Below are 23,486 nucleotides of genomic sequence, written 5' to 3'. Positions count from 1 at the left end.
CTTATTGAAAGGATAAGCCATGCCATTTGCGTATTCATATGTGCGGATGTCGACTGATATCCAGCTGAGGGGTGACAGTCTTCGAAGGCAAAAAGAGGCATCGGCACGCTATGCCAAGACGCACGATCTGACGCTGATTGAGGGGTTCGAGCTCGAGGACATCGGCGTATCAGCCTTCCGGGGTAAGAACGCCACAGAGGGTGCGTTAAGTCGATTTTTAGCAGCGGTTGAAGAAGGTCGAATACCTAAAGGGTCGTACCTTCTGGTCGAGTCCCTTGATCGGATCAGCCGCGAAGACCCTATGGAAGCGACTACCCTGTTCCTCAAGATTTTGAAGGCCGGCATCAATATCGTGACCCTTGCCGACCAAAAGCTCTATCCTGCGGGCAAGGCCGAATTCACGGATCTGATCTACTCGATTGTGGTGATGGGTCGGGCACATGAAGAGTCGCAGATGAAAAGTCTGCGAGTTGGCGCTGCCTGGGATAATAAGCGTCGACAAACCGACAAGAAGAAGTTGACGAAGCTGGCTCCAGCATGGGTTCAGCTGTCGGAAGACCGCACATCCTTCAGCCTGATCGACGAAAAGGTGGCGATCGTCCGCCGCATTTTTGAAGATGCCTCCAACGGGTATGGGTCATACGCGATTGCTAGACGTCTTAACGCAGAACAAATCCCCTCGATCGGCGGGACCGCAAGCTGGCATGCATCTTACGTTACAAAGATCCTCTCAAACCGTGCCGTGATCGGCGAGTATCAGCCTCATCGAAAAATCGACGGGAAGCGTATCCCCGTCGGAGAGGTTGTGAAGGAATATTTTCCCTCAGTTGTGTCTGAAGATCGTTTCTTGGCGGTTCAAGCTGGCAGACGTTCCCGCGATTTGACGGGGGCCGGACGGAAAGGCCCGCAGCTTCGAAATCTGTTCACGAATTTGGCGCAGTGCGGATATTGCGGCAGTCCCATGCATTTCATCAACAAAGGACCTGGGCCCAAGGGCGGATTTTACCTTCGATGCAGCAAGGCCCACCGAAAGGCCGGATGCGCTTCCTCGAGCTGGCCTTACGGGCACTTTGAAGAGGCTTTTCTGTCGTTTGTAGAGGAACTAGACCTGAACGCCATCCTGCAGTCGTCGACTTCAGAGAGAAACAGACGAGCTCTGGATGAAGAACTGGCCGCACTACAGGAGCAGCTTCATGCGGTGCGTGTGAAGCGCGACAGGTTGATAGATCTGATGGCTGATCCAGAGTTCGCTACGGATCTGTTCAAAGAGCAGTACCGTTTGGTGGACCAAAAGCGGGATGGGCTCCAACGAAACATCGCTTCTGTAGAGCAGTCGATTTTCGCTCTTTCTGAAGGACCACAGCTGACATCAGAGGAATTGGCGCTGCTAACGCGCGAGTTTGCTGCGTCCGACGATCCAGAAGTCGTAGAACGTCGCCAGCGCTTGCGTCAGTGGCTACACAGCACTGTCGTGAAACTGAAGCTGTTTCCAGATGGCCCTGATAACCCCAATGATCTACTTCCACCGCTCAACGAGGAGGCAAGCGCATTCGTTGAGGGCTTGATAGCTCGCGGGATCATCCGAAAGGTCGAGCACCCCAGTTTCTCGGTCGACTTCAAAAACGGTAAAAAGCGCTTTGTGGAGGTCACCCGAGGTCAGCCACAAATGCCTAGGGTCAATAATAAGCTCGAGAACGGGCCTGAAGGGGTGAGGATTAGGTCGGCGATATCTGGTGGATCAGGCCTCAGTACGAGGGATGCTAGCGAGCGTGAATGACCTAGACTTCACTGGCTCTTCCGATCAGGTCCCATTTTCGCGATACAGATCAGGCCCACTCGCACCTCAGCTTCAAATCAACCGCTGACGCAACCGACGCTGGACTCTTAATGCAACTTGTCGTTTCATTAGCGGCAGGGGGCAGTTCATGAAAAAAATAGCAGTGGGTCTGATGGCCAGCCTTTTGATTGGCTGCGCAACGACTGAGCAGGAATTTTACAGCGACTATTCGGCTCAAAGCTTGAGTTCGCTTTGTCGAGCTCTTCAGCAGACGCAGAATCCGAACTTCAGACATGACCTGACGCTCGAGTTGGCCCGCCGCGACAGAACCTCGGAAGATTGCGACAAACGAGTTGCTACAGAAAATGTAGCTTTGGCCAGCCTGGCGGTCGTGGGTGCTGCGGTCGCGATTGGCGTCGCAGCGAACAATGGCGGCTTTGGAGGTGGAAGCAGCTACTCTGCACCCCGCCCATATGGAGCTGCATGGGACCAGATCGCAAGCGGTTATGGTAGTCCGATATGGAGATGTCGGGATCGCTCGAACGGCCGCTTCGTCTACGACAATTACTGCAGCCATCTAATGAAAAGTGACCATACGTGGCCCGGGCTCTGGGCGTGAAGTCACGATGTCGACCGCTGGCATATCTTGATCGAATTCTGCGCGAGGCGGCTGTCTTCCTCAGCGACGGTCGTATGCCAATAACGAGCGCCGTCACTTGAGAGAGGCAGCTATCAGTGTAGAGGCTCGCCAATATGATCCAGCAATCAAAGCGCATGGTAAGAATGAAATATGATCCTGCCTCACGCCACGGAAGTGGCGCGGATGAGATCACCTTTGCTGACCTCGAATTCATTCCCGCAAACGACAACGGCGGCATGTCCCGACGCCGTAGGATCTCGTGGGGCATGTGTTTCGTCGGTGTCGGCTATGGCAGCTTTCTCTGGTTATTCAGCTAAAGGGTGATTTTGCTTTGGCCCAACTCTTACGGGTGTTTGCAGACCAGCTTCGTCAACGACCGCTTCGCGCCCCCATCCCAGACGTTCAGGCAAATTTTGACTTTGCCCGAAAGCAGACGTCGGTGACGCGATCGATAAGCCACCGCTTTGCGCCCCCATTTCGGTCGTTGCAGTCGCTCTGGTGCGAGCTGCCGGTCCGTTCGGCGACGGCGATGTCCGTGACGGTGGAGAATGAGAACTAGCCACTCAACGCCGGAACGGCTTCTCGTCGATGAGTGCCTCGTCCATGGCTGACAAACCCGCTGAGGCAACGGGCTCGGGAAGATGTCCGCCAGACCGCGCTTCTCAGCAGCGCATGCAGGGATAGCGGCCGGGTCTACGGCTATCGCAAGCTGCATGACGACCTCCTCGATCAGTGAGAGACCAGTTGCCCCAACCGCATCGCTCGTCTCGCCAGGATGGCCGGGATCAAGGCGCAGATCGGCTACAAGCGTCGACCCGATTCCTATGGCGGCAAACCGTCGATCGTGGTCGACAACACTCTTGCCCGGCAGTTTGATGTCGATGCGCCGGACAGGGCATGGGTGACTGATATTACCTACATTCGGACCCAGGAGGGCTTTGCCTATCTGGCTATGGCGATCGACCTGTTCTCGCGCCGCGTGCTCGGTGACCCTGAGGCCGTAATAGTTGCTCTTGACGGGAGGCGAGATGGTCTCGCTCTCTTGGGTCTGGAGACAGGTGCGACTTCGGAGTGGATCGGCGGGCATCTGGTCAACGATGGCTCCCCTGTCTTTGCCTGGAAAGCTGGTATGTTCAAGCGGCGCTGGGCGCGACGACGGTGAAAACGGGCTGGAACGATGCACAGGGAACTGCGCAAATTGTCCAGGCGCAGCTCACAAACGACAAAGCGGCCGAATGCACGCTCGCCGCATGACGTGCCGGTGTTCTGGTCGAGCGCACCGAACCCGATCACGCGCCCGTGACACGACGTGTTAAGGCGTGCCCGACGATTTAGAAACTTCCCTCTCCGACCGCCCGTACCTCCCGCACCTTGACCTTTCCGGACAAGAGACAAAACAAACGGGAGTAGTCATCATGATGAAATCAATCCTTCGCGCCGCGCTCATCGGCACGATGCTTGCCGGCACGGCCCTTTCCGGCGTCGCAATTGCGCAGGATGCTGGCGAATCGCCACGCGCCGACCGGCCGCTCGATGCGGCCCCGGGCTCCGGTGCTGCTTCCGGCACCGAAGGCTCCAGCATGACCGGCACCGAAGGTTCCGACATGTCTGGCAGCGATGCGATGGCGTCGGACGACATGGCTGCCGAAATGCCGATCGTCGGCGGCGCTCCGATGGATCCGGGCAAGACGATCCCCGAGAACGCCTCTACAGCCTCCAACCTGACGACGCTGGTCGCGGCGGTTCAGGCTGCCGACCTGGTGGAAACGCTCTCGGGTCCCGGTCCGTTCACGGTCTTCGCGCCGACCAACGACGCTTTCGCGGCGCTGCCGGCCGGCACGGTCGATACGCTGCTGGAGCCTGCCAACCAGGAACAGCTAGCCTCGATCCTGACCTACCACGTGGTTCCGGCCGAAGCGACGTCCGCCGCCGCCATGCAGATGATCGCCGACGATGGCGGTCAGCATGAAGTGACGACGGTTGCAGGCGGCACGCTCGTTCTCGCCATGGACGGCGACAATCTGACGGTCACCGACGAGAGCGGCAACACCGCAACCGTCACCCAGGCCGACGTCATGCAGTCGAACGGCGTGGTGCATGTGATCGATACGGTGCTGATGCCCCAGTAACGTTTTCCACCCCCCCCCTGGGCGGGGGGCGAATGAGCGGGCCGGCGTGGATTTCTCCGCGCCGGCCCGCTTCTTTTAAGGATCGTGCTGATGCTGACCATCGCCACGCGTAGCCGCTACCTGCACCGCTACGGGAGTCGGGCCCATCGGTGAATGGGCTACCATCAGTTGCGTTCGCCTCTTCAGCCGACGCAGACGCCATCACGGGAGGGACCAGTTTCCGGCGTCTGATTGGCCTTGATCCGCGTCCTGAAGCCGAACCCAGCAGAATGCGCGACGAGTCAAAGTGAGTTCTCACGCAGCCTCCGGCCGTAAGCCGCCGTTGAGATCAGCCTCAGCTTTACGGCAGGTATTCAGTCTTCGGCACCCAAACCGGTCCATTCGGTATCGGCCCCAAAATCGACTTAGGAAATCAATTCCCAGCCAACTAAATGGACAGACCTTCAGAGCGGTTTCAAATCTCGGCCAGCTCACAACGGAGCTTCATCTTTCTTGGGGGCCATCTGGAGCCTGGTCATCTTCTCCCAGAGAGTTGTTCTGCCGAGCCCCAGCAGTTCGGCTGCCTTGGTGACGTGGCCTTCCGTCTCGTCCAGCGCCCTCAATATCTGCCGCCTCTCGGCTGCATCCCGCACGTCCGCCAAAGTCGCGAAGGCTTTAGAAGCTTGGCTTTGTGCCTGCTCAGGAAAAAGGTCAGCGATATCGATCCGGTCCGTTGCTGCCAAAGCGACCGCACGCTCAACACGGTTGCGCAATTCTCGAGCGTTGCCTTGCCAGAAATGTGCGAGACAAGCCTCCTCGGCCAAGACAGTTAAGCCACGAATTCGGCGATTGCTGCGTGTTCCGGCTTCTTTGATGAAGCGGTTCAGCAACCACAAAATGTCATCGGGTCGTTCGCGCAATGGAGCAATTTCGACCGGGAGGACGGCAAGGCGAAAATACAGGTCTTCGCGAAAAGACGTTGGCGGAGAGTTGAGGAGTTGCTGATGTGTTGCGGAGACGATGCGCGCCCGAAAAGCAACTGAGGTTTCGCCACCGAGCCTAGTGAAGCTCTTGCTTTCCATAAGGCGTAGCAGCTTCACCTGGAGAGGCAGTGGCATATCGCCAATCTCGTCGAGAAACAGCGTCCCGCCCTTTGCGCGCTCAGCATAGCCAAGATGACGCTGATGTGCGCCGGTAAAGGCACCTTTCTCATGGCCGAAGAGTTCGCTTTCCAGCAACTCGGCCGGGATAGCGGCGCAGTTGACCGCGATAAAAGGTTCTTTCGCCCGAGGCGAGAGATCATGCAGCAAGCGGGCTGCGACCTCTTTTCCAGCTCCTGTTTCGCCGGTGATCAGAACGGGCAGATCAAGCATGGCATAGCGGCGGATGAGGTCTTCCACCGCTTGGATCGAATGAGAGCAGCCAAGAACATATCCGCGGGTGTCCAATTCGCTGACGACTTGCCGTCGAGCGGCACCGATGCGCGTCAGGAAGTCACCGATGCGAAATGGCTTCGTGACAAAGTCGACGGCCCCTGAACGCATCAAGCGGACCGCCTGATCCACTTCACCATATCCGGTGACGAACAGAAACGGAGGCAGGTCTTCATCGCCACGCATCGCATCGAAGACTTCCTCGCCTGACATGTCCGGCAGTCGAATATCGCAGATAACCAGTTCGAGGTCTTTGCGAACATCGGCCATACCCTCGAGAGCGGCTTGACCGGTGGACCACCAGATCACTTTCCAGCCTTCCAGTTCGAGCCGTTGAACGAGAGATCCACCCATGACCGGGTCGTCTTCGATGAGACCGATGCTCCCTCGGTCAGGCAGCGTTGCTGCGGTCATTGCGCGCGCTTTCTCTGATCGGAAGTATGACGATGATGCTCGTTCCCCCATGTTGTCCCGTGCGGACTTGCAGGTGTCCCCCACAGGCACCGAGAGTCCGACGGATCGTCCAGAGACCTAGTCCGTGCCCCGGCCTGACATTTGCTCCTGGTTCGGCCCTCGTAAGGATGGCCGCGAGCGCAGCGGGCATGCCGGGCCCCTCGTCGCTGACGGTTATTTTAAGAGCATCATCGCTCCAGTCCGCGTCCAATTCGATTTGGCCCCTTTCGGGCGTCGCAGCCGATGCGTTCAGAAGAAGATTGAGCACCGCTTGCCGCACGGGTCCGGCAGGAACGGGCGCAGCGGAACCGGCCGGCCAACGAACATTCCACTTCAGATGTTGGCGCCGCTGGCGGAGTTCAGGACGCATCAGCAGGCGAATGTCCTCCAGATCCACCGGAGACAGAGGACGAACGGCGCGTTCCGGCCGGTAAGTGGTCAGTGCCGCCTGGACGACATCTCGGATTCCCTCAAGGCCACGTTCCACCAGACTGAGTGACGTTTCGCGGACGCCCGGTCGCAGTCCGTGGGTCTTCAACGTGTCGATGGCGTTGAACAGTCCGCCAAGCGGATTGTTGATTTCATGAGCCATGCCGGAGGCGAGCCTGCCGAGGCTTACCAGCTTTTCTTCCTCCGCAAGTCTAGCGGCCAACTCCGCACGGTCCTGCTCGGCCTGCACCAAGGCGTTATAGCCGCGAAACAATCGGGCAACTTCACCGTCATGAGTGGGAAACTGATGGTGTGGGATGGGTGCCGCGAGGCCATCGGCGGCTGCGCGCATGTGGTCTTCCAGTATCTTCGTCGGGGCGATCATATGACGGACGATCAAAAAGCCTCCGAGGGCAAAGAGTGCGGCCAGAAGTCCATTGGTAATGAACAAGGTAGCGAGAATTTCGCGCCGCTCCGCGAAGATGTGTGACACATCAAACGAGGCATGGATGATCCCGACTGTCTGTCCCTGATGAAGGAGTTCGCGCCGCGCGAAACCCGTATTGGCGTCCGCATCGATCGTGACGACAGGCCCCGTGTACCGAGCCAGATATTCCTCGGGCAATTGGGCGAATGAGGGCATGTGGACCGGATCGCTCGCGGCCAAAATGGTACCATTTGCAGTCGTCACGATCGTCTCGATCGGTGATAGAGCCCCATAAACGGATTGTGCTCGATCAAGCACATCAAACGTTTCCCACACGTCATCGCGCAAAACCGCGGGCAGCAACGATCCTGAAAGTCCATCCAGATAACTACCCGCCAGGCCTTCGAGCGACGCTTCCTGCGTGCGGTGCAGGCGATCAAGGACACGCTCCGACAATACGCCGCTGATCACCATCATCAGAAGCGCAACAAGCAGCGGTACGCGATAGGAAATCGGGATTGCGCGCAGACGGGCAAACGGCGTCATCCTAGACGCCTTATGAGGTCGACCTTTTCAGCGATAGTATCGAAGAGCGCCGGGTCAGAAGACGCGAAGCCGTCCAGTCTCAGCAAAGCGAGTACTTTGCGGCCACTTTCGTGCTGATCCATCGACAGGAGCGCGCGCTGCAGTTCCACAATGCGCTCATCGCCAGCTTTGACGGTCGAGGCCGCAATCGGCGGAAACCCCAACCATTCTGAATGTCTGACGATGCGCGTTTGGGCGATGAGAGCTGGCTCGATCTCACGCATGACTTCGTAGACGTAGCCGTCGACGCTCCCGGACTGAGCCAGGCCAGATGCGACAGCGCGAATGACGTTGCGATGTCCGTAGGTGTAAAAATGGCGAAAAAAGAACTCCTCGGGTCCCATTCCTCTCGAGGCCAGCAAAGCGCGTGTCACCAGGAATCCTGAATTGGAGTCAGGGTCAGAGAAGGCGTGGATGTCTCCTTCGAGGTCGACCCAATCACTCACCTCTCGCGAGTGCGAGACTATCAGAAAGGACTGATAGAGAGGCTCGCCGTTCCAAAGTGGTGTCGCCAGCAGTGTCAGTTCTTGCCTGAATTGCACGAAAGGATAACCGCATATCCACGCGGCATCGAGCTGACCTGAAACAAGAAGTGCGGTGATCTCCTGGTATGTTCGTCGAGTGACGAGTTCGACGGGGCCGCCGGTAGCATCGGTCAGATAGTTCCGAAGCAGGTCGAGCAATTCCAGGTCGTTGGACAAGAAGACGGGTGTCAGTCCGAACTTGATCGATTCCGATGCTCTGCCGGTTGCTGGTGCAAGCATTGCCGCAGCAACCATCGCCCCGGCTCCGCCGAGCACATGGCGACGCGATAGCGCTTCTGAGTTTATGCGCTGACCACCCAAAACTTCATCCTCCCGACAAGCGAACCTACCCTTTTGGGAATGAAAAATCGATCTTAAACCAGTGCTTTCGCAATCGTTCGGACTTCCGGACCAACGGCGCTGCAGCATGTTCGGAAAGCCGAACAATCGCTCAGCCGCGTGACGACACGATGCCCAGACATGAAGGGCGTGCGATGTCGGCCGACCGTCTGGCACTCTGCTTGCTTGAAGCTCCTTGCATGAAATCAGCACCATCAGGGGAGGATGCTTCGTGGATCGCTGCAACAAATTGGTCGATGTCGGCCGCCGTCAATTTTTGAGAGGTAGCGCAATTGCGGCAGCAGGCGCCGCGACAAGCGTCGCGTTGTCGCCTTCTGAGGCGAAGGCGCAGACGGCCCTCGCGCGGGTCACCTATCCCAGCAACCGTCTCGGCAACATTTCGGATCTTGTCGAGAACGAGCCCCTCAATATTGCTTATCCCGACGACGAAGCGCCCGGTGTTCTTCTAAAACTCGGTAAGCGCGTCGAAGGCGGCGCCGGCCCTGACGGCGACATCGTGGGGTTCAGCACGAACTGCCCGCACCAGGGGTTCCCTCTCAACTACAGCTCAGAAGCACGAACGTTCAATTGCCCGGGCCACTATTCGGTATTCGATCCTGAAAAGGGTGGCCAGCAAGTCTGGGGTCAGGCGACCCAGAACCTTCCGCAATATGTGCTGCGCGTCGACGATCAGGGAGACATCTACGCCGAGGGCGTGGATGAGCTTCTCTTCGGTCGACTGTCAAACGTGCTCTGAGGAGAATCGACCATGGCTTTCAAAAGACAGATAGATCGGTTGCCGATCATTCCCGCCGATGCCACTGAACACAACGTGGTTTGCCATTATTGCATCGTGGGTTGCGGCTACAAGGCGTACACCTGGGACGTCAATAAGCAGGGTGGTACTGCGCCAGCGGAAAACGCGATGGGCGAGGACCTAAGCGTCCAGCAGTACGCTCAAACTGCCGCTTGGTATGCGCCTTCGATGTACAACATCGTCAAAAAAGATGGCCGCGACGTTCACCTCGTCGTCAAGCCGGACCACGACTGTGTCGTCAATTCCGGTCTCGCCAGCCCCCGCGGTGGTCGCATTGCGGAAATGAGCTATTCTCGTGCTCGCTCCACGCAGCTGCAACGACTGACCGATCCCCTGGTCTGGCGGTACGGTCAATATCAGCCAACGAGTTGGGACGATGCTCTCGATCTCGTGGCGCGGGTCACGGCGCGCGTTGTTCAGGAACAGGGTGAAGACGGATTGTTCGTTTCAGCGGCCGATCACGGCGGCGCAGGAGGCGGTTACGAGTTCACCTGGGGTACCGGAAAGCTTTATTTCGGTGCGATGAAGATCAAGAACATCCGCATTCACAATCGGCCCGCTTACAATTCGGAAGTGCACGGCACGCGCGACATGGGCGTCGGCGAGCTCAATAATTGCTACGAGGATGCCGAGCTGGCCGACACCATCGTATGCGTCGGCGCTAACCCGCTTGAAACCCAAACGAACTATTTCCTCAATCACTGGGTCCCCAATCTGCGTGGATCGTCCGTTGGCAAGAAGCAGGAGCTGTTGCCGGACGAGCCGCACGCCGCTGGCCGCATCATCATCGTCGACCCGAGGCGAACGGTGACGGTCAATGCCTGCGAAACCGAAGCGGGTGCGGAGAATGTCCTGCACCTCGCCATCAATTCGGGAACGGACCTCGCGCTGTTCAACGCGATCTTCGCGCATATTGCCGAACAGGGTTGGGTCGACCAGGCATTCATCGACGCGTCGACGGCCGCGCCTGCGCAAGCTGCTGAAGACGGTGAAAACGGTGGCGAGGGCGCGGCGACACTTCAGCCCGATCGACCCGATGTCGAGCGGCAGCAAGCAGGGGTGTTGTCTGATTTCGAAGCGGCCGTGGCAGCCAACAGCATGTCTCTGGAAGAGGCCGCCGAGATCACCGGACTTTCGATCGAGCAAATTGTCCAGGCCGCGGAATGGATTGCCCAGCCGAAAGAAGGTGGCGCACGTCGTCGCACGATGTTCGCCTATGAAAAGGGCCTGATCTGGGGGAACGACAACTACCGCACCAATGGCGCCTTGGTGAACATCGCGCTTGCCACGGGCAATGTCGGTCGTGAAGGCGGCGGATGCGTGCGTCTCGGCGGGCACCAGGAAGGATACGTGCGGCCGGCGGACGGCCATGTCGGTCGGCCGGCTGCTTATGTCGACAAGCTCATGATCGAAGGCGGTGGTGGCGTCCATCACATCTGGGGATGCGACAACTACAAGACCACGCTGAACGCGCTGGAGTTCAAACGGGTCTACAAGCAGCGCACCGACAAGGTGAAGGATGCGATGAACGCCGCGCCCTATGGCGACCGCGACGCTATGGTCGATGCGATCGTCGCAGCGATCAATGACGGCGGTTTGTTTGCGGTGGACGTTGATATCGTGCCGACAAAGATCGGCGAGGCATGCCATGTCATCCTGCCTGCGGCGACGTCCGGTGAAATCAACCTCACATCGATGAACGGTGAACGCCGCATGCGTCTGACCGAGCGTTACATGGACCCACCCGGACGGGCGCTTGGCGACGGCATTATTGCTGCGCGTCTCGCGAACAATCTGGAGCGCGTCTTCCGCGACGCTGGCGATACGGAGACCGCCGACAAATTCCAGGGGTTCGACTGGCAGACTGAGGAAGACGTCTTCATGGACGGCTACAATGCCAATGCCAATGGCGGCGAACATGTCACCTATGAACGGCTGAGGGCGATGGGAACCAACGGTTTCCAAGAGCCGGCTACAGGCTTCGAGAACGGCGAAATCATCGGAACCAAGCGGCTTTACGCCGATGGAAAGTTCTCTACCGATGACGGCAAGGCGCGCTTTATGGAAGCGCCATGGCGCGGGCTGCAAGCCGCTGGCAAGCAAGCGGAAAAGGACAAGTTTCCCTATCTCATCAACAATGGGCGGGCAAACATCGTCTGGCAGTCAGCATACCTCGATGTCGACAATGAATTCGTGATGGACCGCTGGCCTTATCCGTTTGTGGAGATGAACCCGGAGGACATGACGTCGCTGTCCGTCAATGAGGGCGATCTGGTCGAAATCTTCAATGACAATGGTTCGACGCAGGCGATGGTCTACCCCACGCCGTCGGCGCGACCAGGAGAAGTCTTCATGCTGTTCGGCTTTCCGACAGGCGTTCAGGGCAACGTCGTCTCGGAAGGCGTCAACGAGTTCATCATCCCGAATTACAAACAGACTTGGGGTGACATTCGGAAGATCGCTGACGCGCCGCAGTCGGTCGCACACCTTTCCTTCAAATCGAAGGAATACTCCGCGTCGTAGAACACCCGATCATGATAACGCCGGGCCAATCGCCCGGCGTTTCCACTTGGCTGGGGGATCGATCAATGAAAGTACGACCGGAACCGTCCGTTTCGCCTCAAGATTGCGGTGCTGGCGCAAGTGGCGCCGTCATCCCTTGGAACGTTGCCGCGGCGAAATCGATCGCTGCGGTCGTTCCGCTGAGCGAGACAGAACGCGTCGATCTGTTTCAGGCCAGAGGCCGCGTGCTCTGCCTTGAGGCGTCGGCGGTGCTCCCATCGCCCCCGTTCGATATGTCGGCCATGGATGGCTATGGCGTGCGCCTGCAGTCGTTGCGGGGACCGGCTCCGTGGCGCATCCGCATCCAGGGGCGAATTGCAGCGGGCGATGCGCCCGTATCGACCGGTGACGGCGCCTGGCGAGTGTTGACCGGCGCCCGAATGCCGGACGAACTCGATGCTGTCGTCATGCAGGAGCACTGCGAGGTCGATGGCGACCATATCATCCTTCGGGAACTTCCAGCTCTCGGCCGCCATATTCGCAAAGCAGGGGAAGACGTGAAGATCGGCGACATTCTGCTGAAAAGCGGTGTGGCCCTGACGTCCCGGATGCTGGGACTGCTCGCGGGTCAGGGATCGAGCCAGATCGATGTGATCAGGAAGGTACGGATCGGTCTGGTCTCGACGGGCTCGGAGCTTGTGGAACCGGGTATGCCGCGGGCTGACCATCAGATTTTCAATACCAACCGCGTCATGCTTCGAACAGCTCTTGATGCCTATCCTTGGGTGGAAACCGTCGACTTCGGCATAGTGACCGATGACCGTCGCCTGATTGCGACGACGCTGAGAGAAGCGGCACAGCACTGCGATGCTCTCATCACGACTGGCGGCGTCTCGGCCGGCGATGCCGACCACATAGCCGGTGCAATTTTCGATGAGGGCGGCAGCTTCGACCTCATGAAAGTCGCGATGCGGCCCGGCAAGCCGCTGAAGGTCGGCAAGCTCAATGGAAGCCTCTTTTTTGGCCTTCCAGGAAACCCGAATGCCGCACTGGTTACCTTCCGGATGATCGCGTTGCCAGCACTGCGTCGGCTTGCAGGCTTGAAAGAGGTTGACCCAACCTGGCAGCCCGCGACTGCAGATTTTGATTATGACAAACCACTTGGACGAACAGAGTTCGTCCCGGTTTCCTTTAGTACTGCCCCGAATGGTCAAGCAGGGCTTGTCAAAATGCTTGGACGTGGCTCCACCGCGAGCCTTCGATCGCTTGCCGATGCTGATGGCATCGCTCTTCTGACGCCGCAAACGAGCAGGATCAAAAATGGCGATACGATCCTTTACGAACCCATCTTCGATTGACGAGCGAATAGGGCTAAACCACCAATGAGCTCCGTCACCAACTCTTGCGTATTTATCCAAGATTCCGCCGGCGCCCCGCATGTTGAAAGTCAACTGCATAGAGGCCGCAAATGCCCACGACAGATGATTTCGTCGCAGAGCTCAATCGGGTCCTATCGGAAGCCGCTTCGCGAGATTTGCCCGTTACTGATGTGAATGCTGGTTGGCTGCACCGCAGGCTAGGCGGTTATCCCGGCCGTAAACACGCGATGCCGACCTGTTGCGACGTTCTGTATGGAGAAATGAAAGTTGGCGATGAGATTCTAAGCCGTCCGCCAAAGGGGCGGGGCGCAACGCTGACCTTTCGGTACCGATTGCCGCGCCAACGGTGAGCTTTGTCCCGATCTTCGGAAGATGATGCTATCCAAGTCCGAGATGAGATCGCAAGGCGCCGGTGAGATCAGCTCGCCCTCAACGGCAGCTATTCGGTCCTCGTCGCCCAAAAGCGGACCGTCGGGAGACGGCCCCTCAGCGGGCAGTGACCTGCGGCGTTTCTCTCTTGGCCAATCAAGGCCGAGGAGAACTCACATGGGCCATTCCATATTCGATGATGCCAGCCGCGAGCGCGCACCTTGGAACGCCGGAAAGAAGGTCGGCACCAAGCGACCGTTCACCCAGAAGCAGATCTGGGCAATTCGCTTTTTCCTCGATCGCGAGAGACGCGTTCGGGACAGAGCGCTGTTCGATCTGGCAATCGACAGCAAGCTTCGCGGGTGTGACCTGGTCAAGATCAGGATCCGCGATGTGGTCGCCGGAACAGTGATCAGGACTCGCTCGATCGTTGTTCAGCAGAAGACCGGTCGTCCCGTCCAGTTCGAGATCACTGGCGACGTGAGAGCCAGCCTTCTGGCGTGGCTCGAACGACGTAGAGGCTCGATCGAGGACTTTGCATTCCCGAGCCGGGTCGACCACTCCCGCCACATGAGCACCAGGCAGTACGCGCGGCTGGTCGACGAATGGGTGACCGCGATTGGTCTGCGTTCGGAGGAGTACGGCACGCACTCGCTTCGGCGCACGAAGGCCTCGATGATCTATCGGGCGACAGGGAACATACGCGCCATCCAGATCTTGCTTGGTCACTCCAAGATCGAGAACACGGTCCGCTACCTTGGCGTCGACGTGGAGGACGCGCTCCTCTTGGCCGAGAGAACCGAGATCTGACGTAGAGCGGCCATCCGGACCCGAGCGCGGATGGCCGCTCACGGCTTGCGTTATGATAGGCCACTTCGGGGTGGTTTCCGGTCGGGCAGCTTCTAGGTTGAGAATTGAAAAAGTGGCCGTCCTTCGATTGCCGGATCGGGCGTCGTAAAAGCGGACCGTAAGATTTTGACACCAACTGTACAGATAGCTGCCATTCTGCAGCGAGAAGCAGAGACACGAACGCCAAATTTGGCTGAGGCCCGTAGGACTCCATGTCGCCCACAGGGCCTGCAAACCGCGATTATACTTGCACCACCTGAACAGACCCAACGCTACCGCTGTACGGGCTTTGCCGGCTCGATGCCGCCCGCGACGAGAGCAGGCCCGTTGATATTGCGGCGGCGTTTGGAGGACTCGACGGCAAGGTCGAGGAAATCCGAGGTATCGGCGCCCGGAGCGCGGATGACGTCGTCGACCACATGCGGTTGACCGCCAACAATCTTGATTTCCGTATCGTCGCGGCTCGCCGCGATGATGGGGATCTCGACGAGGGCAGTGTATTGTAGGCCCGCCAGCTCAACCGACATCGGAGTGAGGATAATGTCCTGCTCATCGACCATGCCGTCCTCGGACCAGCGTGGGAAGAATAGGTTGACCCCCGGCGTCGAACCCAGCGCCAGGATTTCTTGATGTTCCTCCACCCAGTCATAAAACGTCGCCAGCCGAAGCGGACTTTGCGGCCGGCGCGCCGATCGACTGATTGCCGAGCAGATTCGGCGCAGCGTTGGCGCCACTGGTATCCAGTGACTGAACGGGCCCTGCTCGTCCGTCGCGGGAAGCACGATGTGCGCATCTTTGAAATGAATCGTTAGCGTTTTTTTCGGTCGAGCCAGGATGGCGCCAACCTGCACGATCGATACCGCCTCTTCCAGGTCGACCTCGCGATCGCCGGCATAGTTGAAGGTGATCGCGGCCCATTCCTTTTCAAAGTCTAGGGCGACGTCGAAGAATTTGTTCGCCAGCCGGATCGGCGAGTGTTCGCGGTCATCCACGAAGGGCGGAACCACAAAAACGTCGACAGGCAGGGCGATCCATTCACCGGCGTCCGACTCGAGCTCAATCGAAGCGTAAAGGAGCGGCGGCGCATTCATTTCGAGGATTGCATCGCGGAAATAGAGCAGGTCGTTGCCGAGAGCGATGCCGAACCGCCGCCGCTCAATCGTCAGGTGATTTACCTCAAGCTCCCGTCGGCCGCCGAGGAAGAGCTCGCCCAGCTTATGCTGGCCATCAAGGCCGGGAATGAAGAAGCGGCCAACCGTTGGTTCATCATCGAAACCGCAGGTCTTTCGGAAATGACTCTTCCTCGCGACGTAGTCGCCGAAGGGGCCTTCCAGCATGGCATGCAAGGCGGCCGACAGCCCCTCCCCGTCCCAACCAATCTCTAGGGCGCGTTCGGTAGGGATCGGCACCTTTATGGTATGAATGGCGCGGTTGCCCTGCGCCTCCTGCTCGCGCACCCGGCGCAAGGTGTCCTCAATCACTGCTTCATCGACGGGAACGATTAGACGGCGTACCGAACGTCGTCCACCCTTTGAATAGAAGAGGATCGCGATCGCTGCGGGCAAGTCAGCGTCGACAAGGTGTTTCAGCGCCGAGAGTTTGATGCGCGGGATTGTCGACGCATGTTCGGTCGCTTTGACCTGCACGAGAAATTTCGGAAGCTCGTTCTGCTGGTCAAGAGGAACATCAGTTGATCGATCAGGATCGGCTTCGAGCATAAAGTCCCAGCCGAGACGGTCCGGGTCGGATCGCTGGACATGGAATTGCTCCGGCTCGCACCAGCCGGAAAATTCGTTCTGACCTCTCGTTCCTGATTCCGGCTTCATGACGCTGCTTTCAGTTGTGCGCCGCGCCGCGCCCGTGGCGGTGAAATCCTAATGGGCCACGAGCGGACTAGCGGTCCAGCCGGACGCGCAGGCGGCGCGCGCGCTCCTTGAACGCCGCTTCGCCGCCTTCCAGAATATCGCAGACGTGCTTTCGCATGTCAGCGTCCTCCAGTCCGCCTGACAGGTAGGTGATCGGCGGTAGCTCACCAGGACTATGCGATCCGGCGATCGCAACGATGATCTGGTCGGCGTCGGTGTTGATGACGAGGTTCGCATTGTGAGTGACCATGATGACCTGCCGCTTGGCCTTGGCGGCAACAAACAGGGTGACCAGCTCGTCGAAGATCGACTTAGGATCGAGGTTTTCCTCCGGCTGGTCGATGATCAGAGGCCGGTGATCTGCCTCATCCAGCGCAAGATAGAGCAGCAGAAGGACGATGCCGCGGGTGCCCGGAGACAGCTTAGTGATGTCGGTGCCTTCGTAGTCGATCCCGTATTCGATCTGGATGTGGTCGCTGCTGAACAGCCATTTGGCAAAGCGCATGAGCCAGGCCCGATGGCCGGCGGCATCATCGGCGGACACGTTGGCAACCGCCATCAGTTCGTCCTGCCATTCGTCGGTGAAGTGCCGCAGCGCCTCGTCGATGGCAGCCACATCGCCTGCCTCCCAGGCATTGCGAATGTGTGCATTCGCCCACTGCTCGATCGAGCCCTTGCCCTTGAAGTCACCGGCACGTCGCAGGTCGAACAGCTTTTCTCCAAGCGCGGCCCACTGTTTGACGTCCGCCTTGCGGGCGGCAGAGAAGGACAGCTTCTGCAGGGTGCCCTCGGCCGCCTGTAGCCGGTCGACCAGAGGCTTATAGAGATCGCGAAGGACATGTTCCTCCGCGATGATCGACGCGAAGACGCGCAGGTAGGTGGCCTGACGTTGCTGACTGAGCACCCGCATTCGCTCGGCGGCGCCCTCGCAATCGGCAATGGTGGTTCGCAGTTCGTCGATCTGGGTGTTTTCCTCCGCGATCCGTCTGATCAGGCCGGCAAACTTGGCGGCCGTCTCGGTATCGACGTTGATGAGGGCCTGCAATCGGCCAGCTTCGGCCTCAAGGACGGCAAGTGGCAACTTCATCGGGTCAACGCCCTCGGCCAGATAGGACTGGTTCACGTCGCTCGTCGGAGTCGGCTTTGTGCCTCGCCAGTTGGCGGCATTGCGTTGCGCGGCGTCCAGTTTTGCCTTCAGCGCAGCGTCGACGTCACCATGGTATTCGAGAAGGAAAGCGGCCCAGTCGCTGTCCTCGAGGCGCGTTGCGACGAAACTGGCCTTGGTGACGCGCAGGGCCTCGGGCGCCTTGTTCTGTCGGAACGCCGTGACCTCGTCATGCAGGGACAGCAACGCGCTCTCCTGGTTGACGTAGTACCGCACATAGGATCGGACCTTTTCAGCGGCGTTGGCGATGAGTGTGAGGCTTGCCGCCCGCGCTTCGCTGCCCTTGACGATGAGCTTGTCCCGATCCGCCTCTAGCCCCTTTACCGTCTGCTCCTTCTGGGACAGTTGCTGCTTGAGCCCTGCGATCCGCCGCCGCTTTTCGCGCTCAAGGCCTATCTGATCGGACAGCGATGTGATGGCCTCTTCCTCCCGCTCACGCGCGAGGCGATGACGGTTTGCGCGAAGCTCGAGGAGCTGATCGAAGCGGAACGTGCCGTCCTTTTCGGGATGGGCCTCGAAGATGACGCGTTCGATTTCGGCGAGCAGCGCATCCGTCATGCCGTCGGCCGAACAAAGCTCCTCCACGAACTTCTGTGACAGGTAGAGCGCGCGGGCAAAGCGGCCGTCGAGCTCCGGATCATATTCGTAGTCGAGAAGGGCGCGCTCAGACGGATCGCCGCTGCCCCAATCGAGCCGCACGCTCACGTCCGACAGAAGATCGCCGGCTCGGACCAGGAACGAGGCCGCGCTCAGCTGACCAGAGGCGGCATCGCACCCGGCGGCGATGGCATCGGCCAGGGCGGTCTTGCCAGAGCCGCGGGCGCCGATGATGGCCACCAGGCCGGGATTGAGATCGAGCCGAGGAGTGCATGCCCAGTCCGCATCGTTGAGTGTAACGCGGGCAATGACCTGCGAAGGCGTCGCGCGTGTCGGCGGCGCCGTACCGACATAGGCGCGTCCGGAGGGATCAATGACAGCCTGTTTCAGACTGTCGAAATGAGCGCCACCCTTGACCCAGGAGAAGCGGTCGCCGTCCGGCACGCCGATCTTGGCCGGCTCGTGCGCGTCGCTGCCATGTAGGCAGGGTTTCAACCCGCCATAGCGGGTTCGGATATCGTCTTCAGTGGTCTTTCGACCAAGCCAGTAGTCTCGCTGACTGGGGCTGCTCGAGAAGATGACATGCGCGAATTTCTCGACCTCTTGGCGTTGTGCCCCTTCCGCCTCGCCCCGCATGCCGGAGGTGCCGTCATGCTCGCTTCCAGCCACGGCGATGAGGATATTCTGGTGCGCCCAGCCGACTGCACGATAGACTTCGACGAGCTGTTCGAAGCTCACCTTGAATTGTGTGGCGCCCCGGGCGAGCGCCGCCCGGCCGGACAGACTCGCATCGACCTTTTCGCCCAGACGGGTCAGATCCTCGGGTGTACAGGTGAAACGATCGCCGAAAGCATCAAAGGTCAGCTGGGCGAGGAAGCGCTGCGTCGCTTGGACGTGATCGGCCGCCTCAGGATTGACAAGGAGATGACAATTGACCCAATTGCCCTTGACCGTTCCGAAGGCGAGGCGCAGCTCGACATTTGGAAAAATCAGATCGACGCGGGGCAGACGATTGTCGCGATATTTGGCGGCCCGAATTTCCTCATAGGTGTCGAGCAAGTAGTAGTCGGTGACGCCAAGCGCGCGTATTTGGGGCGTGGCTGCCTCGATTCGGGCGAGATACTCCGCCCTGGTATCAGTACTCTTGAACTGATCATTGAGAACTGTGCCCGGCGCATGAATATGCGGCTCCCAACGTAGCCAGCGTGATCCCGAATTCCCCATATGTCTCCCCAAACGCCCAAAGCTAGCAGTTCGCCGTTATGAAGTCTGCTGACCGACAGGCGGCCACAAACTGAGTTGGCGTTGACGGGTGATCTCGAATTTGGCGAAGTCGCCGCGTGCCAACAGCACCTCGACGCCCATTCCCTTTACCATCTCCTGCATCTGCTCGTATGAACGCTCGCGGAATTTCGGACCGGCGACGACTTCCCTCAACCGCAGGTTGGGGCCGAACGGCTGAAAGTAATGAGTTTGACCGTGGATAATTTGAGGATTCGCTAGCGGTAGTTGCCAGCGCCACTCTTCTTCGTATGCCCAACCGTCAGACTTTATCCGCATCAACTTCGTTAAGTGTTCGGGCCCGATTTGGGCATAAGAAGTAAGGCCGAGGTCGGCCAACCGCGGCTTGGTTTTGCGGTACCGCACTTTGATAAAGTCCTCTTCCGAAACATCAAACCCCAGCGCCATTCCGCGAAAGCTGTCGCCGTAGTGTCCCCACATTTGCGGCTTCGACCACGTTTCGCTCATACAGATAATGCCCTGCTCCATGTCTAGCCGGCGGCGATACGAGGACAGGTGGATCCGGTCGCGCTTCTCGTCGAGCGCGATACCTATGAATTCAAAGGCGTCATTGAGGTCTTCGATGCGAGAGATGCGTAAGCGCCGCTTCTCGATGGCGGCGACCGCATACGGGCCCTTTAGGAAGTGGTAGAGCCGCCGCATGTCAGTGGGCCCGAAAATCGTTGTACGGGGTGTTCAGAACGGTTGCGACGTAGATTTCAAGCAGCGCCTGCCGCGTCTGGTCCGTTTCCTCAACATAGCGGTAGTTCATGTTGCGGATACGCATCTTGGCTGTAGCAAACTCCCGGATGAAATCTTCCGTGAGGGCGATTTCCTTGCGACCACCCTCCCTCGTATAGCGAGCGGCGGGAAGTTCCAGCAGTTGGGCTGCAATCCGGAAGGCGAAACTTGCCTGGTTGTGGCGCGACCCTTTTCGGGTGTGGAGGAAGTAGCGCTCACGCAGACGATTTGAACGCCCTACGTACAGAGGCTCGTCACCTTCGCTAAACAGGTAGACGCCGCTAACGGGAATCTTTGTTGGTGGCGGTGTACCAGTGTGCGGCGTCATCGCCACTAGCTTCTCGTACGACGCGTGAAGGCCCTCAATTTTCTCTAGAAACCGTGGGTGCATCGATCGCCCCTCTGTCGATCCTGAGTTTTCTTCGGGTGTATGTAATTATACTTACTTGGGTGCCATATAGCGCTTCAAATGTCAGCGTCTCATTTTGGACGCATCCCCCGAAATCGCCGCCGCGGAGTGGCTTGTTCATCGTGCGATTGACAGCTTTCGGGATTTCCAGTGTCAACAGCGAATGGCAGACAAGGGGTCGTGTGCTGACCAGGCAAACTTCGCCTGACAAGGCGGACCCGAAACGGCAGCTAACTGCCAAGCGCTTCCCAAAAGCGGACCGTCAGGATGCGGCCCCAAAGCGGTTCTGGGAAAACATTTCCCAAGGACGATTGCTGGACCGGACGCCAACGACCGAGCCGGGTTCGGAAACGGAAAGGCAGGCTTTGGGGACTGCTACGCAGTGAAAGGTGCTATTGATCTTGCGAACAAACTGCGTAGATTTCGAATGCAGAGTGCCCCGTCTCGAGATTAGTTGAGGCTCACAAGCGTCTCGCTCGGTCGCGCTCGACGGTCTGGCGATCCTTTGCCGTTAGCATGGCAGCCGCTAGCTTGGCAGAAGCGCGGGCGGCGAAGATCGCGTATCCCGCGCAGTCTGCTACTTTGACTGCCTGCCGGACGCAGTTGGAAGCATTCTGTTCCTCACAAATCGACGCCAGCGCCATCAAAACTTCGTGCTCGATCCACATGTCTGCGGTAACACGGGCAGCATCTAGGGCGTCGTGTAGATCGTCGACGCTCGCTCCATCACCCGGCCGGGCATTGGCAATGGCGAGCATCGCGGATGCGTAGACCATGAAGTGCGGCATGTTCGCGTGTTCAGCGAGTTCAAGCGCAGCTTCCAGGGTCACACGGGCCTCATCCAAGTTTCCATTGGCGATCTGCGCGTGTCCGAGGGTTGCAGTGAGCCATGGATGAAACGGAAAAGGCGCCCGCTCGCTGCTCTCCTTCGCCAGCCCCTCAAGCCTCTCCAGATATCGCTCATCACAGCCCGATACGATGCGCACGAGACTCTCGAAATAACCAGCCGCGTAGCGGTCGATCGGCCGTCCGGTCGACTCGGCAAGGCCGATCGACTGGATAATCTCGCTTTCGGCCTCCGCAGTTCTGCCGAGCAGACCGAAGGTCGAAGCGAGCGAGCCGCGATACCAGACGGATCGCGTGATCAGAAAGCCAAGATGACTGTCGGCCCAACGTTGGGTGAAGGCATCGCGATGCGGAAGCAGAAGTTCCAGCGCGGGCCGCGCTGCGCCGATTATCATATGGGCCTGTGCCGCGGCGAGATCGGCTTCGGCGACGTATCGGTCAACCAGGCTGATCAGGGCGACATGGCGGGCTTCGGCTGCGGCCGCGAGCGCTTCCGTGGTGCGACCGTAGGTCGAAAAGACATAACTTGTGTGCAGCAACGTGGCTGCGAGCCGCACCGTGTCGCCGCTGTCGCGGGCCAGTGCTTGCGCTTCCGACAGGCGCCGGATCGCCTTGTCGAACTGGCCGGTGACCATGTAGGCCACGCGCATGCGCGTCCGAATGTCGATTGCAGTGGCGATGTTGTCCAGCGAATGAGGAAGCCGCGCTACCGTGTCTACGGCCTGCTCGAGGAACTCCGCCGCGGTCGCATAGCCCGAGTGCTCGATGGCGCGGTCGGCTGCGGCCACCAGATAGGTCGTGCTGCTTTCCCAGTCTTCGGCCCGCACTGCGTGGTACGCAAGGACCTCGGGGTTGTCGACACGGTTCGGGTTACCCGTTTCGCACAGGGCGGCCAGGGTCCGGGCATGCAATGCCTTGCGATCAGCGGCGGCGAGCGACGCGTAGGTCGCTTCGCGCATAAGCGCATGCTTGAAGACGTAGCGTTCCTCGACGTCGTCACGCTCGAAGAACAACAGTTCAGCCCGGCGCAACTGCATCAGAGCCGTTTCGAAGGCCTCAGCGGTTCCAGACACCTGCTTCAGCAAGGCGCGTGGAGCAACCGCGCCGATGACCGACGCCGCCTGCAGCAGGAGACGAGCGGTCGGATCGATGCCCTCTATGCGGGCGGCCACGAGGGACTGGATGGTGGCGGGCAGAGAAATATCCCGAGAGGCGTTCATCAGACGCCTCTCGCCAGGCGCGCCCACGAGCGATTCCAGCTGAAGCAACTGGCCGACAATCTCCTCGATGAAGAGTGGGATGCCGGCCGCGCGCTCGGATATTAGCTGAAGAACATCGCGCAGGCTGGGATCGTCGCCAATAAGGGATGTCGCCAGTCGGCGGCCCTGTTCCTCGGAAAGCGGAGCGAGGCGCATCGTCGTGACGCTGACCGCGGCATTTCCCGTCTTATCCCACGCGGCGTCGAGCCCCGGCCGCGATGTCAACAGCAACAGGATCCGGTGGCCCGCAATGCCGGCGATGAGTTGGCGCACGGCCGAAAGGCTCAAGGCATCCGCCCAATGCATGTCTTCCAGCAGGATCAGAAGCGGCTTTTTCGCAGCGGCGCCGCGGACCGCCGCAAGACAGGCCTCGCGCACCTGCAAGGCACGCTCGGCCCCCTGCATTTGCGCCCATGAGGGGTTGTCGATCGCCTGGCCGAGAGCGTAGAGAAAGGCGGTTCGATGTCGCTCGTCGAGCTTGAAAGCGCTCACGCTTCGATCGATCGCGCGCATAGTCGTTGCCGCATCTTCGTCACCGGACAGGCCGAAAAGGGACAGGAAGAGACGCCTAACGAGCTCGTGGCTGACAGTCTCGTTGATTTCCTCGGCGCCCGCTTCGATGATCGTGACGGCCTTGAAGCCAAGCGAGCCGACGAATTCGTGCACCAGTCGGGATTTGCCAACGCCTGCTT

The 23,486-nt window shown here is 59.3% G+C and carries 15 protein-coding genes and 1 pseudogene; 8 read left to right on the top strand and 8 right to left on the bottom strand.

Annotated features, from left to right (window positions below; genetic code table 11):
* Nucleotides 1-19: 19 nt before the first annotated feature.
* The 4 genes and pseudogenes from GC125_RS01185 to GC125_RS01170 all read left to right on the top strand — a co-directional run bounded on the left by GC125_RS01185 (nt 20) and on the right by GC125_RS01170 (nt 4,546).
* On the top strand, nt 20-1,777 hold the full coding sequence (locus GC125_RS01185; protein ID WP_151983371.1) for a recombinase family protein: 1,758 nt from the start codon (nt 20-22) through the stop codon (nt 1,775-1,777).
* A gap of 148 nt (nt 1,778-1,925) precedes the next feature.
* Entirely contained in the window at nt 1,926-2,396 is a 471-nt protein-coding gene (locus GC125_RS01180; protein WP_151983370.1) for a hypothetical protein, read from the top strand.
* A 625-nt stretch (nt 2,397-3,021) separates the two neighbouring features.
* Nucleotides 3,022-3,405, top strand: a pseudogene (locus GC125_RS01175) (IS3 family transposase); the annotation flags it as partial.
* A gap of 616 nt (nt 3,406-4,021) precedes the next feature.
* Nucleotides 4,022-4,546 carry a fasciclin domain-containing protein gene (locus GC125_RS01170; RefSeq protein WP_502706079.1) on the top strand — a complete coding sequence of 175 codons (525 nt, stop codon included), beginning with the start codon at nt 4,022-4,024 and terminating at the stop codon, nt 4,544-4,546.
* A gap of 470 nt (nt 4,547-5,016) precedes the next feature.
* On the opposite strand, the gene GC125_RS01165 is transcribed toward GC125_RS01170, so the two are convergent.
* Genes GC125_RS01165 through GC125_RS01155 form a run of 3 tightly spaced genes read right to left on the bottom strand, consistent with a single transcriptional unit; the run spans nt 5,017 to nt 8,631 of the window.
* Nucleotides 5,017-6,372: a sigma-54-dependent transcriptional regulator gene (locus tag GC125_RS01165; protein ID WP_151983369.1), complete on the bottom strand. Its 1,356-nt coding sequence runs from the start codon at nt 6,370-6,372 to the stop codon at nt 5,017-5,019.
* Complete coding sequence (locus GC125_RS01160) at nt 6,350-7,813, bottom strand: sensor histidine kinase (RefSeq protein WP_151983368.1); 1,464 nt, start codon at nt 7,811-7,813, stop codon at nt 6,350-6,352. Before GC125_RS01160 ends, GC125_RS01165 begins: the two co-directional genes overlap by 23 nt.
* Nucleotides 7,810-8,631, bottom strand: a complete 822-nt coding sequence (locus tag GC125_RS01155; RefSeq protein WP_151983367.1) for a substrate-binding domain-containing protein — start codon at nt 8,629-8,631, stop codon at nt 7,810-7,812. The genes GC125_RS01160 and GC125_RS01155 overlap by 4 nt, the downstream gene beginning before the upstream one ends.
* A 316-nt stretch (nt 8,632-8,947) precedes the next feature.
* Here GC125_RS01155 and GC125_RS01150 point away from each other — a divergent pair, with 316 nt between their 5' ends.
* From GC125_RS01150 to GC125_RS01135, 4 genes are all read left to right on the top strand, one after another.
* Entirely contained in the window at nt 8,948-9,472 is a 525-nt protein-coding gene (locus tag GC125_RS01150) for an arsenate reductase (azurin) small subunit (RefSeq protein WP_199864399.1), read from the top strand.
* A gap of 12 nt (nt 9,473-9,484) precedes the next feature.
* Complete coding sequence (locus GC125_RS01145) at nt 9,485-12,055, top strand: arsenate reductase (azurin) large subunit (protein WP_151983366.1); 2,571 nt, start codon at nt 9,485-9,487, stop codon at nt 12,053-12,055.
* Between the two features lie 65 nt (nt 12,056-12,120).
* Nucleotides 12,121-13,392, top strand: a complete 1,272-nt coding sequence (locus tag GC125_RS01140; RefSeq protein WP_151983365.1) for a molybdopterin molybdotransferase MoeA — start codon at nt 12,121-12,123, stop codon at nt 13,390-13,392.
* Nucleotides 13,393-13,959: 567 nt separating this feature from the next.
* Entirely contained in the window at nt 13,960-14,592 is a 633-nt protein-coding gene (locus GC125_RS01135; protein ID WP_151983364.1) for a tyrosine-type recombinase/integrase, read from the top strand.
* A gap of 311 nt (nt 14,593-14,903) precedes the next feature.
* Here GC125_RS01135 and GC125_RS01130 read toward each other — a convergent pair whose 3' ends face one another.
* The 5 genes from GC125_RS01130 to GC125_RS01110 all read right to left on the bottom strand — a co-directional run.
* Nucleotides 14,904-16,457: a hypothetical protein gene (locus tag GC125_RS01130; protein ID WP_151983363.1), complete on the bottom strand. Its 1,554-nt coding sequence runs from the start codon at nt 16,455-16,457 to the stop codon at nt 14,904-14,906.
* Nucleotides 16,458-16,524: 67 nt separating this feature from the next.
* Nucleotides 16,525-19,482: a TrlF family AAA-like ATPase gene (locus GC125_RS01125; protein ID WP_151983362.1), complete on the bottom strand. Its 2,958-nt coding sequence runs from the start codon at nt 19,480-19,482 to the stop codon at nt 16,525-16,527.
* 36 nt (nt 19,483-19,518) lie between these two features.
* The gene (locus tag GC125_RS01120) at nt 19,519-20,202 is read right to left on the bottom strand and encodes a DUF2971 domain-containing protein (RefSeq protein ID WP_151983361.1); all 684 of its coding nucleotides are present in this window, start codon (nt 20,200-20,202) and stop codon (nt 19,519-19,521) included.
* A gap of 1 nt (nt 20,203) precedes the next feature.
* Entirely contained in the window at nt 20,204-20,608 is a 405-nt protein-coding gene (locus GC125_RS01115; RefSeq protein ID WP_151983360.1) for a GIY-YIG nuclease family protein, read from the bottom strand.
* A gap of 542 nt (nt 20,609-21,150) precedes the next feature.
* On the bottom strand, nt 21,151-23,486 hold a 2,336-nt coding region (locus tag GC125_RS01110; protein WP_151983359.1), incomplete at its 5' end, for an ATP-binding protein.

This window comes from Rhizobium sp. EC-SD404 (assembly GCF_902498825.1).
Taxonomy (GTDB): Bacteria; Pseudomonadota; Alphaproteobacteria; order Rhizobiales; family Rhizobiaceae; genus Georhizobium.
The sequence above is the reverse complement of the archived record's forward strand: the minus strand, read 5'-3'. Positions and strand labels throughout refer to the sequence as shown.